Source organism: Paraburkholderia edwinii (assembly GCF_019428685.1).
Classification (GTDB): Bacteria; Pseudomonadota; Gammaproteobacteria; order Burkholderiales; family Burkholderiaceae; genus Paraburkholderia; species Paraburkholderia edwinii.
Genome location: NZ_CP080095.1, coordinates 544,908 through 559,688 on the forward strand (window position 1 = coordinate 544,908; position 14,781 = coordinate 559,688).

Annotated in this window: 13 protein-coding genes; 8 read left to right on the forward strand and 5 right to left on the reverse strand. The window is 65.2% G+C overall.

Features of this window, described 5'->3' with window-relative positions:
• Positions 1 to 25 precede the first annotated feature (25 nt).
• The 3 genes from KZJ38_RS02330 to KZJ38_RS02340 are packed head-to-tail and all read left to right on the forward strand — an operon-like array spanning position 26 to position 3,316.
• On the forward strand, positions 26 to 1,024 hold the full coding sequence (locus KZJ38_RS02330) for an ABC transporter ATP-binding protein (RefSeq protein WP_219800079.1): 999 nt from the start codon (positions 26 to 28) through the stop codon (positions 1,022 to 1,024).
• Entirely contained in the window at positions 1,021 to 2,046 is a 1,026-nt protein-coding gene (locus tag KZJ38_RS02335; protein ID WP_219798614.1) for a peptide ABC transporter ATP-binding protein, read from the forward strand. Before KZJ38_RS02330 ends, KZJ38_RS02335 begins: the two co-directional genes overlap by 4 nt.
• Positions 2,039 to 3,316 (forward strand): TraB/GumN family protein, encoded by a 1,278-nt coding sequence (locus KZJ38_RS02340; protein WP_246641618.1) that lies wholly within the window; start codon positions 2,039 to 2,041, stop codon positions 3,314 to 3,316. The genes KZJ38_RS02335 and KZJ38_RS02340 overlap by 8 nt, the downstream gene beginning before the upstream one ends.
• 114 nt (positions 3,317 to 3,430) lie before the next feature.
• Here the strand turns inward: KZJ38_RS02340 and KZJ38_RS02345 are convergent, their stop codons facing one another.
• The 4 genes from KZJ38_RS02345 to pxpB form a co-directional block, all read right to left on the reverse strand.
• The gene (locus KZJ38_RS02345) at positions 3,431 to 5,269 is read right to left on the reverse strand and encodes a tetratricopeptide repeat protein (RefSeq protein ID WP_219798615.1); all 1,839 of its coding nucleotides are present in this window, start codon (positions 5,267 to 5,269) and stop codon (positions 3,431 to 3,433) included.
• 189 nt (positions 5,270 to 5,458) lie between these two features.
• The gene (gene pxpA, locus KZJ38_RS02350) at positions 5,459 to 6,211 is read right to left on the reverse strand and encodes a 5-oxoprolinase subunit PxpA (RefSeq protein WP_219798616.1); all 753 of its coding nucleotides are present in this window, start codon (positions 6,209 to 6,211) and stop codon (positions 5,459 to 5,461) included.
• Positions 6,212 to 6,331: 120 nt separating this feature from the next.
• Complete coding sequence (locus KZJ38_RS02355; RefSeq protein WP_219800081.1) at positions 6,332 to 7,513, reverse strand: 5-oxoprolinase subunit C family protein; 1,182 nt, start codon at positions 7,511 to 7,513, stop codon at positions 6,332 to 6,334.
• 8 nt (positions 7,514 to 7,521) lie between these two features.
• Complete coding sequence (gene pxpB, locus KZJ38_RS02360) at positions 7,522 to 8,199, reverse strand: 5-oxoprolinase subunit PxpB (protein ID WP_219800082.1); 678 nt, start codon at positions 8,197 to 8,199, stop codon at positions 7,522 to 7,524.
• Between the two features lie 189 nt (positions 8,200 to 8,388).
• Here pxpB and KZJ38_RS02365 point away from each other — a divergent pair, with 189 nt between their 5' ends.
• Positions 8,389 to 8,901, forward strand: a complete 513-nt coding sequence (locus KZJ38_RS02365; RefSeq protein ID WP_219798617.1) for a winged helix DNA-binding protein — start codon at positions 8,389 to 8,391, stop codon at positions 8,899 to 8,901.
• Positions 8,902 to 8,920: 19 nt separating this feature from the next.
• On the opposite strand, the gene KZJ38_RS02370 is transcribed toward KZJ38_RS02365, so the two are convergent.
• Positions 8,921 to 9,532, reverse strand: a complete 612-nt coding sequence (locus tag KZJ38_RS02370) for a 5-formyltetrahydrofolate cyclo-ligase (protein ID WP_246641619.1) — start codon at positions 9,530 to 9,532, stop codon at positions 8,921 to 8,923.
• 80 nt (positions 9,533 to 9,612) lie between these two features.
• Between KZJ38_RS02370 and KZJ38_RS02375 the strand changes: the two genes are divergently transcribed.
• From KZJ38_RS02375 to KZJ38_RS02390, 4 genes are all read left to right on the forward strand, one after another.
• Complete coding sequence (locus tag KZJ38_RS02375; protein WP_219798618.1) at positions 9,613 to 11,580, forward strand: lytic transglycosylase domain-containing protein; 1,968 nt, start codon at positions 9,613 to 9,615, stop codon at positions 11,578 to 11,580.
• 124 nt (positions 11,581 to 11,704) lie between these two features.
• Positions 11,705 to 12,661: a complex I NDUFA9 subunit family protein gene (locus KZJ38_RS02380; RefSeq protein WP_219798619.1), complete on the forward strand. Its 957-nt coding sequence runs from the start codon at positions 11,705 to 11,707 to the stop codon at positions 12,659 to 12,661.
• Between the two features lie 91 nt (positions 12,662 to 12,752).
• Positions 12,753 to 13,400, forward strand: coding sequence for a glutathione S-transferase family protein (locus KZJ38_RS02385; protein WP_219798620.1), 648 nt, complete (start codon positions 12,753 to 12,755; stop codon positions 13,398 to 13,400).
• The gene (locus KZJ38_RS02390) at positions 13,397 to 14,701 is read left to right on the forward strand and encodes a multifunctional CCA addition/repair protein (RefSeq protein WP_219798621.1); all 1,305 of its coding nucleotides are present in this window, start codon (positions 13,397 to 13,399) and stop codon (positions 14,699 to 14,701) included. The genes KZJ38_RS02385 and KZJ38_RS02390 overlap by 4 nt, the downstream gene beginning before the upstream one ends.
• The last annotated feature ends 80 nt before the right edge of the window (positions 14,702 to 14,781 follow it).

Sequence of the window (14,781 nt, forward strand, 5' to 3'; positions counted from 1 at the left end):
AATGCGCGACCAGACGCGCGATCAGATGCGCGATCTGTTGACCATCCGCAATCTCGCAGTCGACTTCGGCGGCCTCGCCGCGGTGGACCGCGTCAATCTCAATGTCGCGCCGGGCGAAGTGGTTGGCGTGGTCGGCGAATCGGGCTCGGGCAAGAGCGTGACGATGATGGCGCTGATGGGCCTGATCGACGCGCCCGGCAAGGTGACGGCCGACGAAATCACCTTCGACGGCAGGAATCTGCTGACCGCATCGCCGAAAGAGCGCCGCAAGGTGATCGGCAAAGACATCGCGATGGTGTTTCAGGACGCGCTGACGAGCCTGAACCCGAGCTATACGGTCGGCTATCAGATCAAGGAAGTGCTGAAGCTGCACGAAGGATTGCGCGGCGATGCGCTCGACAAACGCGCGCTCGAACTGCTCGATCAGGTCGGCATTCCCGATGCGAAGAACCGCATCGGTTCGTTTCCGCATCAGATGTCGGGCGGCATGAACCAGCGCGTGATGATCGCGATGGCCGTTGCGTGCAATCCGAAGCTGCTGATCGCCGACGAACCGACCACCGCGCTCGACGTGACGATCCAGGCGCAGATCATGCAGCTGCTCGTGCAATTGCAGAAGGAGCGCGGCATGGCGCTCGTGCTGATCTCGCACGATCTGGCCGTGGTGTCGGAAGTCGCGCAGCGCGTTGCGGTGATGTACGCGGGCGAGATTATCGAAACGAACCGCGTGCCCGAGATCTTCGCGGCGCCTCATCATCCGTACACCGAAGCGCTGCTGGCCGCGATTCCCGAGCACAACGTCGGCGCGGTTCGTCTCGCCGCGCTGCCGGGCCTCGTTCCGGGCCGCGACGACCGGCCGAAGGGCTGCCTGTTCGCGCCGCGCTGCAAGTACGTCGTCGACGATTGCATGAAGGCGCGGCCGGCGCTTGGCGGCTTGCCCAATCACGACGACACGGTTCGGGTTCGCTGCATCAAGCCGCTGAACCTCGCGGCCGATGCGATTCAACACGGAGGCGCACGATGAATGCAGTACCTGAAACGCGCCGCCCGGGTGCCGCTGCCGGCGGCGACGCTGTGCTGGTGGCCGAGCAGCTTGCGAAGCACTACGACGTGAAGCGCGGCATGTTCGGCCACGGCACGGTGAAGGCGTTGAACGGCGTGTCGTTTTCGCTGACGCGCGGGCGCACGCTGGCGGTGGTCGGCGAATCCGGCTGCGGCAAATCGACGCTCGCGCGCCAACTGACGATGATCGAATCGCCCACCGCCGGGCGTCTGCTGATCGACGGCGAGGATGTGGCCGGCGCCGATCACGCGAAGATTGCGGCGTTGCGCCGGCGCGTGCAGATGGTGTTCCAGAATCCGTTTGCGTCGCTGAACCCGCGCAAGACCGTCGAGCAGACGCTCGGCGAGCCGCTCGCGATCAACACGCCGCTCACCGCGGCCGAGCGCGCCGAACGCATCGCGCACATGATGCGCACCGTCGGGCTGCGGCCCGAGCACGCGAAGCGCTACCCGCATATGTTCTCGGGCGGGCAGCGGCAGCGGGTCGCGATTGCGCGGGCGATGATTCTCGATCCGCAGATCGTCGTCGCCGACGAACCGGTGTCTGCACTCGATGTGTCGATCCAGGCGCAGATTCTTAATCTTTTTATGGATCTGCAAGACGAGTTTAAGACTAGCTACGTCTTTATCTCGCACAATCTGGCCGTGGTTGAGCATATCGCCGACGATGTGATGGTGATGTATTTCGGCGGCGTCGCCGAACTCGGCGACAATAAGACGATCTTCGAAAGGCCGCGTCATCCGTACACGCGGGCGCTGATGTCTGCGACGCCGTCGATCTTCGAAGCGGACCGGCGGATCCGGATCAGGCTGCAAGGCGAAATGCCGTCGCCGCTGAATCCGCCGTCGGGATGTACTTTCCATCAGCGTTGCCCGTATGCGATCGACCGGTGCCGTCAGGAGGAACCGAAGCTGCGTGAAGTGGATGGCCGTCAGGTGTCGTGTCACCGCGCCGAGGAGGTGGGGGACGCGGCGGATGCCTGAAACGGCGGCGGCGCGCTGCGCGGTGCGCCGCTGCGTCGATGGCGTGGGTCACCCGGTGCGCGCGTTGTGCTCAGTGCGCGTGTTGCGCGTGTTGCCGCAATGGTGCCTGTTGCATTTGTTGCATCTGTTGCGGCGGACCCGGGCCATGGTCGTCGCGCTTTGTTGTTTCCTGGTTCTGGCGGCCGGGCTGGCCTTGATCGCTTCGACGGTGCCGAGGTTAGCTGCGTGGGCGCCGGTTGCGTCGGCATACGCGGTCGGCGACGCGGCGGCGAACACGAACGCGCAGGGCGCGGCGCGCCCGACCTTGCCGCTTCCGCATCCACCGGCTGCGCCACCGCGCGGCGGGTCGGCGGCCGCTGGGGCGCCGGCCACCAATGCGCCGCCGCCGGCGCCGGCATCCTCAGGCACCACCACGGGCGGCCCGGTTCGCCCCGAGCCGGCCCGCATGCCGTTCTATGTCGCGACGCGCGGCGCGACGACCATCTATATTCTCGGCACGCTGCACGTCGGCGACCCGGTCGACTATCCGCCCGGGCAGCCGTTCCGGCGGCCGATTCTCGCGGCGCTCGCCGCGTCGCCGACGCTTGCGCTCGAACTGTCTCCCGACGATCTGCTCGTCTCGCAGGACGACGTATCGAAATACGGTGTGTGCCGGTATCCGTGCCTGCCGAAGCTATTGCCCGATCCGCTGTGGCGCAAGCTCGAGGCGCGCCTGCGCGACAACCCCGCGGCGCTCGACGAAATCCGCAAGATGCGGCCGTGGCTCGCGTCGCTGCTTGTCGAAACCTACGATTCGCTGAGCGCCGGGCTGCAGACCGAGTACGGCACGGAAGCGCAGTTGCAGAATGTCTATCTGCGCCAGCGTGGCAAGATCGTCGGCCTCGAGAGGCTGACCGAACAGATGCGCGCATTCACGAGCCTCACGCTCGCGCAGCAGCGCGAAATGCTGGCGCAGGATCTCGTGCAGACACCCGCGGAAAATGTGAGTGACGTGAAGACGCTGCACCGGCTATGGCGCGTCGGCGATGCCGATGCGCTCTCCGCGTGGGAAGCGGCGAAGTCGGAAAAGCTGGCGCGCGATAAGCGCGTGTCGGATTCGATCGACAACAAGATTCTTTATGAACGCAATCGCCGGTTCGTCACGCGGATGATCGCCATTTCGGCGCCCAACAAGCCTGTGTTCGTCGCGATCGGTGCGCTGCACCTGGGGGGCCGCAATGGCGTGCTGCAGTTGTTGCGGCAGCGCGGGTTCGTGGTCGAGCCGAGTTGAGGTAACAGGCCGGTCAGATCGGCGCGGCTCAGCGCGGGTTGACGCGGCATCACGCAACATCACGCGACGTCACGCTGCATGGCGCCAACCCACCTCGTTGAACATCGTTCGACGCTATTCGCCGCGCACCAGCGCGTCGCGCATGCATTCCACCACTGGCGCCCAGTCGCCGAGCGTCGTTTGCCGGAAGAGCCGCGCGGTCGGATACCACGGTGAGTCGCTGCGGTGCTCGAGCCAGCGCCAGTCCGAGTTGGCCGGCAGCATCACCCACAGCGGTTTGCCCAACGCGCCCGTCAGGTGCGCAACAGCGGTATCGACGGTAATTACGAGATCGAGATTTGCGATCAGCGCGGCGGTGTCCGAGAAGTCGTTCAGGTCCGCCGTGAAGTCGAGCGGACGGGTTGCCGCCGGCAGCGTGGCCAGTTGCGCATGCGCCGCGCCCTTTTGCAGATTGAGCCACGCGACGCCCGTCAGTTCGGTGAGCGGTGCGAGCGCCGCAAGCGGCATCGAACGATAGCGGTCGTTGCCAAAGGTCGGACTGCCAGCCCAGACGAGGCCAATCTTCGGCTGCGCACCGACGGTTTCATCGAGACGCGCGCGCCAGTGCGCGATTTTCCCGGGATCGGCGAACAGATACGGTACCGCGGCCGGGATGGTAGGCACTTCTGTGCCGATGACCGAAGGCACGCTCATCAGCGAGATCCAGAAGTCGTAATCGCCGCCGGGCGTGCCGGTCCATGCGCGGCGCACGCCGGGCACGCGCTGCGCAATGTCGAGCAACGGCGCGCGCACGCAGACGTCGACGATCGCGCCGCGCTCCGCGAGCACACGCGCATAGCGCAGGAACTGGAACTGGTCGCCGAAACCCTGCTCGCGCACGAGCAGCACGCGCTTGCCGTCGATCGACTCGCCGCGCCACTCGGGAATGCCTTCCACCGCAATCGCTTCGTAGTCGCTCGCGCGCCAGCGTCGTGCGTATTCGGCCCAGCCTTGACGGTAGTCGCCGCGCTTCAGATACAGCCACGCGAGATTCTGATGCGCGTCGGGCTGCTCGGGTTCGAGCGCGAGCGCCGCGCGATAGAACTGCTCCTCTTCGTTGTGGCGCCCTTGTGCGCCGAGCGACGCGCCGAGGCAGACGAGGTTGGTCGCATTGCCGTTCAGCGCGACGCCCTGGCGATAGTGCCGCTCCGCGTCGCTGTATTCGCCGAGCTTGCCGAGCGCGGTGCCGAGATTGACGTGCGCGTCGGCGAATGCGGGGGCTGCGGCGATCGCCTGCCGGAAGTGATCGGCGGCCGCGGCGAAGTTGCCGCGCGCCTGCTGCGCGTTGCCGGCGTTGAAATGCGCCTGCGGCGAATGCGGGTCGAGCGATAGCGCGAGCTGATATTGCGCGTACGCGTCGTCGTGACGGCCGAGTTTGTTCAGCGATGAGCCGAGATTCACGTGCACGTCGACGAGCGTCGGGTCGATGGCCAGTGCGCGGCGATAGTGTTCGATGGCTGCTTCGAGCGCGCCTTGCGCCTGCAGTGCGACGGCGAGGTTGTTGTGCGCGTCGGCGAAATCGGGTTTTAGTTGCAGCGCGTTGCGATAGCACTGCAGCGCGAACGCATGCTGGCCAGTTGCCGCCGCGACGAGCCCACGATTGCTCCAGCATTCGGCATTCGACGCATCGAGCGTCAACGCGCGATCGAGCAGCGTGGCGGCCGTCGAGTGCTCGCCGAGCTGATGCTGCAGCACGCCGTAGTAGTGCAGCGCCTCGGGATGATCAGGTATGCTTGCTAGCGTTTCGCGATAGAGCGCTTGCGCTTCGTCGAGACGGCCCGCGCGGTGCGCTTCGAGCGCGAATGCGAGGGCAGTGGGGATAAGTTGACCAGCTGGTTGACCAACCTGATCGGGTTGACCGGAGGAAGAAGCAGACGTGCCGTCGGCACGGACAGGCGTGGCGGAAGTGGACATCGCGGATCTCGGCTGAAAGCCGGCACGCGCGATACGGTGCACGCGCCAGACTGTGGATTTCGGATGCCCACAAGCTTAGGTTCGGCGCGCTTCCCGTTGCATCAGACGTATCCTAAATAGCGGCGACGCCTTTGTATTGCGGCCCACTCGGCGCGATCACTTATCTCGAAAACAACCGCACACGGGCTTTTACGCGCGCACGCTCGACGCCGCATGCACGCCAATCCCCGCCTCTTCGAGCGCGCTGCGAATGCGCCGCGCGAACGCAAGCGCATGCGGTCCGTCGCCGTGCAGGCAGATCGTCTGCGCGTTGAGCGGCACCCACTGGCCATCGACGGCCTTTACGCGCCGCTCGCGCACCATCGTCAGCGTGCGTGCGAGCACTTCGTCTTCGTCGTCGAGCAGCGCGCCCGGCTCCTTGCGCGGCACGAGCGAGCCGTCGGCAAGATAACCGCGGTCTGCGAATACTTCCTCGATCGCGAAGAGACCCGCCTCGCGCGCGGCCGTGACAAGACCGCTATTGGCCAGCCCGAACACGGCCACCGACGGGTCGAAGTCGTGCACCGCACACGCAATCGCATCGGCGATGCGCGCATCGCGCGCCGCCTGGTTATAGAGCGCGCCATGCGGCTTCACGTGCGCGATGCGGCCGCCTTCGGCCTGCGCGATCGCCGACAGCGCGCCAAGCTGATACAGCACGCCCGCGTAGATATCGCCGGTCGGCAGGTCCATCTCCTTGCGCCCGAAATTGTCCGGATCGTTGAAGCTCGGATGCGCGCCGATCGCCACGCCTTTTTGCACTGCCCAGCGCACGCAGTCACGCATCGCATTGGCGCCGCCCGCATGCCAGCCGCACGCGATATTCGCCGAGCTGACAAGATCGAGCAGCGCTTCGTCGGAGCCGCAGCCTTCGCCGAGATCGGCGTTCAGATCGATTTCCATAGTGCTCCTCCGCTCTTCATTCGCGCGAAGCGGTCTGGCGACGTTTCGCGTTATTGCTCACTGCTTCTCCACCTGGTGCTACGTAGCGCTGCGTGGTGTTGCATGGCGCTATTTGCCGCTTCATGCCTCGGCGGCTGGCGTCTCACGCGCTCGGCGTTCTTCACGCAACGCGATCGCGGCCTCGATCTGCCGCAGATACTGCCGTTCTTCGAGCAGCGCGGCACGCGCTTCATGCTGCGTCGTCGGGACAAACCGCACGGTGCCGTTGAGCCGGATTTGCGCGAGCTTCCAGAGATCAGCGTAGATCACCGAGCCGATCTTCGGGTAGCCGCCCGTGGTCTGGGCATCGCTCATCAGCACGATCGGCTGGCCGTTCGGCGGCACCTGTATCGTGCCGGGCATGACAGCGTGCGACAGCAGATCGATCTTTTCGTTGCGTTCGAGCGCCGTGCCCGAAAGCCGATAGCCCATGCGGTTGCTGTTCGGTGTGACGAGCCATTCGTCGGACCAGAATGCGTCATGTGCGGCTTTGCTGAAGCGGTCGTATTCGGGGCCGGGCAGCACGCGAACCGGCAGTGCCCAGGCGGCGCCCGACGAGTGACGGCCGCGCCGCACCGGCTCGTCGACGAGGACGAACTTGCACCACGCCGGCGACTTCACACCGAATGCGGGCGCGTCGGGGCTCAAGGCCTGCGGGCGTGCGGCTGGCGTGCCGGCGGCGATCGCAGCCGGCGCACCTGCGGTTGCTGCCGCTGCTGCTCCAGCTTGGGCACCCGCACCCGCACCCGCACCCGCACCCGCACCCGCACCCGCACCCGCACCCGCACCCGCACCCGCGACTACTCCGATCGGCAGCCTGTCGCCGTCGCGCAGCGCGCGACCGCCGAGGCCACCGAAGCACGCGCCGAGATCGGTGCTGCGCGAACCGAGCACCGGCAGCACATCGATGCCGCCCGCGACGCACACATAACAACGCATGCCGCGCTTCGCCGCATTGAGCGTAAGCGTCTGGCCCGCCTGCACGGGCAGGCTCCACCATGAATAAACGGGCGCGCCATCGAGCGTCGCGCCGAACTCGCTGCCCGTCATCGCAATGCGCGTCGCGCGCGGAAAGCGCAGCACGGTCGGGCCGAACGTGACTTCGAGGGCCGCCGCATCGGGCCGGTTGCCGACCAGCCGGTTGCCGACTTCGAGCGCGAGCCGATCGAGCGCGCCGCCGAGCGCGATGCCGAGATGCCGGTAGCCGTGGCGGCCGAGGTCCTGCACCGAGGTCAGAAGACCCGCGCGGATCACGTCGATCATCTGTGTCGTCATGCGTGCGGCTCCGCGATCGTGAAGCGCACGCGGTCGCCCGGTTGCAGCAAGGTGGGCGGCGTGCGGGCCGGGTCGAAGAGCGGCACCGTTGTGCGGCCGATCAGTTGCCAGCCGCCCGGCGAGGTAGCCGGATAGACGCCGGTTTGCGCGCCGCCGATGCCGACCGAGCCGGCCGGCACTTCGACGCGAGGCGCGGCGCGGCGCGGCGTGTGCAGTGCCGGATCGAGTCCGCCGAGATACGCGAAGCCCGGTTGGAAGCCGAGAAAGAACACGACATATTCGGCCTGTGTGTGGCGCGCCACGACCTCTTGCGCGGAAAGGCGCGCGTGCGCGGCAACCACGTCGAGATCGGGGCCAAACGAGCCGCCATAATGCACGGGTATCTCGATCTCGCGATCGGGCGAAGGTGCAGCGCCGGCGGCGTCCCAGGCGGCGCGCAACTGTGCGGCGAGCGCGTCGCGGTCCGCCGCGAGCGGGTCGAACACCAGCGTCAGATTGTTCATGCCGGGCACGACTTCAAGTACGTGCGGCCACGTACGTGCGGCTTGCGCCGCGGCCCAGACGCGCCGCTGACAATCGAGCGTCGCGGGCGGCGGCGATTCGCAGACGAGTGCCGTGTCGCCGAACGCGTAGATGCGGGGATCGCTTGAAGAGGGGCGCGTCGCTAGGCTCATGGGTCGCGTCGAGAGGTCGATGTGCGGATACGCAATCTCCAGTCCCGACGAGTTTTTCATCGGAATCGGCTGACGTATAGTCTCATTAAAATATCAATAACTTCTCCATAAGCGTTTTCGCCAGGCTTTCAGTCCAACGCGTGCGTCGTACACTTGGTGCCCTTCCTGCCGCATTCCGGGACCCTATACATGGCGCGTCATCCCACCAAGATAGTCTCATCGGAACATCTCGTTTCTGACGAAAGCGCGGAACTTTCCGAACTCGAATACGCGCTGATCATGGCGAGCAACGCATTCAGCCGGTGGATGGTTCGCTGCATGTCGGCGGCGGGCGAAAAGGACATGACGGCGATCGAAGTATCGCTGCTGCATCACGTCAGCCATCGCGAGCGCCGCAAGAAACTCGCGGACATCTGCTTCGTGCTCAACATCGAAGACACGCACGTCGCGACTTACGCCTTGAAGAAACTCGTCGCGCGAGGGTATGTGCATAGCGAAAAGAGCGGCAAGGAAGTGTTCTTCTCCGCCACCGACGCCGGCCGCGAACTGTGCGTCAGGTATCGGGAGGTGCGCGAAAGCTGCCTCATCGCGACGCTGCGTGAAAGCGGCCTGTCGAACCAGCAGATCGGCGAAGCCGCGCAACTGATGCGCAACGCGTCCGGACTTTACGACACCGCCGCGCGCGCGGCCGCCTCACTGTAAGAAGGGAAGAAGGAAGGGTTCAGCGGCGCGTGGAGCCGGGTGCCTGCGCGTTGCTGCCGTCACTGCCGCTGTTATCGCCACCGTCGTTGCCGCTGCCGCGCGGGTAACAGCCGGCATCGGTGATGATCGCGTCGAGCGGAAGGTCGTGCGGCTCGCGCGGCAACGCGTTCGTCCTGCATGCTTCATACGCGACGCCGATCGCGACCGGCGCCACGCCTGCCGCGCGCCATCCCGCAAGCGTGCGATCGTAATAGCCGCCGCCGTAACCGAGCCGGTAGCCATCCTCATCGAAGCCGACACACGGTACGAAAACCAGATCGGGCGTCACGTCGCGCACCGTGGCCGGCACGGGAATCCGATGCTCGCCGATTGCCATCGGCATGTCGGGCGTCCACGCGTGAAACGCGAGCGGCGTATGGCGTTGCATGACGACTGGAACACATGCTTCACGAGTGGCATCGAGCGCGAGCCATGTTGCAATCGCACCGCGCGCATCGAATTCGCCTTCGAGCGGCCAGTAAAAACCGACGCGCCGCGGCGCATGCTTCTGCAGCATGTCGAGCAGGCGCCGGTTCAACGCAGCGCTGACGTCCGGGTCGCGGCTCGCATGCAGCCGAGCCTCGAACAACATGCGCCGCAGTCCCTTTTTCGATGAATTGGCGTCGGGGTTGCATGCTATGCTTTCGTTCAATTCGCGCTCCAGAAACAACGATGTCCACACGCCTTTTCCGAGTATATCGCGCGGTCGGTCTGGCATTTGCCGCGGCGGCGCTCGTCGCGTGCAGCACGGCGTCCGCCGTGAAGCCCATCCCGCTTTCCCAGCTCACGAACGACGACCAGATCTTCGTTCAGTTGCGTGAAGCCGCGCGCAATAACGATCCGGTGCGCGCCGCGCAACTGGCTGCGATGATTCCGGATTACCCGGCGCCGTCGTATCTCGAATACTTCCAGTTAAAACCGCAGCTGTTCGATTCGTCGGGCCATGCGCGTATCGACGCGCCCGATGCGCCGGTGCTCGCGTTCCTGCAGAAGTACGACGGCCAGGCAATCGCGGACCGCATGCGCAACGACTACCTGACCGTGCTCGGCGCGCGGCACGACTGGCGCAACTTCGACGAGCAATACGCGCGCTTCGTGCTCAACGACGACACGCAGGTGAAGTGCTATGCGCTCGAATCGCGCGCGGCGCACGGCGAGAATGTCGCCGACGCGGCGCGCGCGCTGCTGGTCGAGCCGCGTTATTACGGCGACGGCTGCGTCGACCTGATCACGTCGCTCGCGATCAACCAGCAATTCACGAGCGATGACGTCTGGCAACAGATCCGCCTCGCTTACGAGCAGAATCAGACGAACACCGGCGCGAAGCTTGTCGATGCGCTCGGCAACCAGCGGCCCGACCCCGACCTTTTCAGTCAGGCAACCACGACGCCGCCGCTGTTGCTCGCGCGCGGCGTCGGCGCCGACCCGCAGTCGCATCAGCTTGCGCTGCTCGCGATCACGCGGATGGCGCGCAACGATCCGGCGATGACGGCAGCGACGTTCTCGTCGATCGCGCCGTCGCTCACCACGCCTGAGCGTGCGATCGGCTGGGGCACGATCGCCTATCAGGCGGCCGCAAAGCAGATGCCGGGCGCGGTCGACTGGTACCGGCTGTCGGCCAATGCGCCGCTGTCGAATCCCGCTTACGAATGGCGTACGCGCACGGCGCTTCTGTCGGGCGACTGGACGATGGTGCGCTGGTCGATCGAGCAGATGCCGGCCGCGCTGCGCAGTCAGCCGTCGTGGGTGTACTGGCATGGGCGCGCGCTCAAGCAGGCCGGCGACACCGCGCAGGCGAACGAGGAATTCGAGCAGATCGCGCCGGGCTTCAACTTCTACGGACAGCTCGCGAGCGAAGAACTGGGCCGCAAGATCACGGTGCCGCCGAAAACGACCGTGTCTGACGCCGAAGTGCAGCAAGCGGCGAACACGCCGGGCTTTGCGCTGGCTCAACGTTTCTACCGGCTGAACCTGCGGCTCGAAGGCAACCGCGAATGGAACTGGCCGTTGCGCACGATGAGCGACCGGCAGCTGCTGGCGGCGGCCGAGTACGCGCGCCGCATCGAGCTGTTCGACCGCACGGTGAACACCGCGGACCGCACGAAGACCGACCACGATTTCTCGCTGCGCTACCTGTCGCCGTTCCGCGATATCGTCGAGCGCGACGCGCAGTCGAACGGACTCGATATCGAATGGGCTTACGGACTGATTCGCCAGGAGTCGCGTTTTATCCTGAATGCGCGCTCGGAGGTCGGTGCAAGCGGCCTCATGCAGTTGATGCCCGGCACCGCGCAACTGGTGGCGAAAAAGATCGGCCTCGGTCCGATTTCACGCGAGCAGATGAACGACATCAACACGAATATCCTGCTCGGCACGAACTATCTGTCGATGATCTACAATGAATTCGACGGGTCGGCCGTGCTCGCCACCGCCGGTTATAACGCGGGTCCCGGCCGCCCGCGCAACTGGCGTCAGTCGCTGCAGCATCCTGTCGAAGGCGCGATTTTCGCGGAAGCGATTCCCTTCCAGGAAACCCGCGACTATGTGAAAAACGTGTTGTCCAACACGGTCTACTATGCGGCGTTGTTCGAAGGCCGTCCGCAATCGCTGAAGGCGCGTTTGGGTTACATCGCACCATAACAGCGCCATACCCGCCGCGCTGCCTGCGCTTTGCGCGCGCGGCGCGGCTTCAGTTTCAGCCATTGCCGCGCCTTCCCTGCTGAATGCGAGCCACCAGGCTTGCACGGATTAGTGGAGGTCGGAAATGCGACATCAAACCATCGCGGTGATCGGCGGGTCCGGTTTCATCGGCAGTCATCTCATCAATGCGCTCGTCGAACTCGGCAAGACGGTGCGCCTCGCCACGCGCCGCCGCTATAACGCGCGACATCTCACACTATTGCCGATCGACGTGCTTGAAGTCGACGTGTTCGATCCCGTGCAGCTTGCGCGCTTCGTCGAAAATGCCGATGCGGTGATCAATCTGGTCGGCACGCTGCATGGGCATCGCGGTAATCCGTACGGCCCGGAATTCGCGAAGCTTCATGTCGAATTGCCGACGAAGATCGTCGCCGCGTGCGAGGGCAAGGGCGTGCATCGGCTCCTTCATATGAGCGCGCTCGGCGCCGATTCGAACGGACCGAGCATGTATACGCGCTCGAAAGGCGACGGGGAGAAAGCAGTGCGCGCCTCATCGATGCTGGCGACGACCATCTTTCGCCCGTCGGTCGTATTCGGTCCCGAGGACGCGCTGCTGAACAAGTTCGCGTTTTTGCAGCGCATGTTTCCGGTTATCCCGCTTGCGATGCCCGATGCGAAGTTTCAGCCCGTGTTTGTCGGCGATGTCGCCAAGGCGATCGTCAACGTGCTCGATCTCGATGCAGCGAGCGGCCGTGTCTACGAACTGGGTGGGCCGGCCGTCTATACGCTCGAGCAGCTTGTCGAATACTGCGGCACGGTGATCGGCCGGCAGGCGCGCATTATGCGGCTACCCGATGCATTCGCACGGTTGCAGGCGCTGACCTTTGAAATGGCGCCCGGCGAACCGGTCATTTCGCGTGACAATCTCGATTCGATGAAAGTCGACAGCGTAATGACGGGCCCGCTTGCGCCGGAGCTCGATATCGAGCCGGCGAGCATCGAGACGATCGCACCCGTGTATCTGACGGGCGCGTCGCTGCGTTCGCGCTTCAATACGTTTCGCGCGAGCGCGGGCCGTTAAAGTGGTAGACGATGTGTGGTAGACGATGTTTAGCAAACAAGGTGAGCCTTAGAAGCTCCAACCATAACCCGCCTCTTTCATGGGACAAGGCATGAAACTCGTTATCGGTGACAAGAACTATTCGTCGTGGTCGATGCGCCCGTGGGTGCTGATGAAACATTTCGGCATTCCGTTCGAAGAAGTCGCGGTCCAGCTCGGGGAGCCGGACACGCTCGCGTCGATCCTCAAGCATTCGCCGTCGGGCAAAGTGCCGTGCCTGATCATGGACAACGGCGCATCGGTATGGGAATCCGTCGCGATCCTCGAGACGCTCGCCGAGCAATTCCCGGACGTGCCGATGTGGCCGCGCGATGCGGCCGCCCGCGCGCATGCGCGCAGCGTCAGCGCGGAAATGCACGCGGGCTTCGCTGAACTGCGCACGAATATGTGGATGAACATCCACGCGTCGTTTCCGGGCAAAGGCGCGACACCGGGCGCGCTCGCCGATGTCGCGCGCGTCGACGCGTTGTGGAGCGCCTGTCTCGACCAGTACGGCGGGCCGTTCCTGTTCGGCGAGTTTGGCATTGCCGATGCGATGTATGCGCCCGTTGTGATGCGTTTCAACACGTGGCAGCCGAGGTTGTCCGAAGCGGCCGCCGCGTACGCGCGGCGCCTGACCAATGCGCCCGCGGTGCAAGCGTGGATTGCCGACGCGATGCACGAAACCCATACGATCGATTACTACGAAACCCCTGCATGAAGATCTACGCAGTCGGCGGCGCCATTCGCGACAAATTGCTCGGGTTGCCGGTACAGGACCGCGACTACGTCGTGGTCGGCGCGACGCCCGAGCAGATGGCCGCGCAAGGCTTCAGACCGGTCGGCAAGGACTTTCCCGTTTTCCTGCATCCCGTCACGCATGAGGAGTACGCGCTTGCGCGAACCGAGCGTAAGACCGCGGCCGGCTATCACGGCTTCCAGTTCTTCTATTCGCCGGATGTCACGCTCGAAGAAGACCTCGAGCGCCGCGATCTGACGGTCAACGCGATGGCGCAGGAAGTGAGCCCGGACGGCGAACTGACCGGGCCGATCGTCGATCCGTTCAACGGGCAGGCGGATCTCGAGGCGCGCGTATTCCGCCATGTCGGCGATGCGTTTATCGAAGACCCGGTGCGGATTCTGCGCGTCGCGCGGTTTGCGGCGCGCTTCGCCGATTTCACGCTCGCACCCGAAACGCTCGAGCTGATTCGCACGATGGTTGCGGCCGGCGAAGTCGATGCGCTTGTGCCTGAACGTGTCTGGCAGGAAGTGTCGCGCGGGTTGATGGAAAAGAAGCCCTCGCGCATGTTCAACCTGTTGCGCGAAGGCGGCGCGCTGGCGCGCGTGCTGCCGGAAATCGACGCGTTATACGGCGTGCCGCAGCGTGCCGACTATCACCCTGAAGTCGATACGGGCGTGCACGTGATGATGGTCGTCGACTATGCGGCGAAGCGCGGCTACACGCTGCCGGTGCGGTTCGCGGCGCTGACGCACGATCTCGGCAAGGCAACGACGCCCGATCATGTGTTGCCGCGCCATATCGGTCACGAAGGCCGCAGCGTCGATCTGTTGAAGCCGCTCTGCGATCGGCTGCGCGTGCCGAACGAGTGCCGCGATCTCGCGGTGCTCGTCGCGCGTGAGCACGGCAATATTCATCGCGTGATGGAGATGGGCGCGGCCGCCCTCGTGCGGCTCTTCGAACGCAGCGATGCGTTGCGCAAGCCCGCGCGTTTTGCCGAAGCGCTGCAGGCCTGCGAAGCGGACGCACGCGGGCGGCTCGGCTTCGAGACGCGCGATTATCCGCAGGCCGAGCGGCTGCGCGATGCGCTGACGGCGGCGCGCGGCGTCGATGCGGGCGCGATTGCCGGCGCGCTTGACGACCAACGCACGGATAAACCGGCCGCGATCAAGGATGCGGTGCATCGCGCACGCGTGCGGGCGGTTGCGCAGGCGATCGGGGAAAAGGACGGGGAGAAGGACGCGGACGCGGATGGGACGCAGCAGCGGCCGCCTGGCAACTAGCGCGTTATACCCATCGCTCGCGTACGGGCGGCCGCGCTAGCGGCGAGCCGATCAGGAAGACAAGCAGCAAAAAAGCAAAA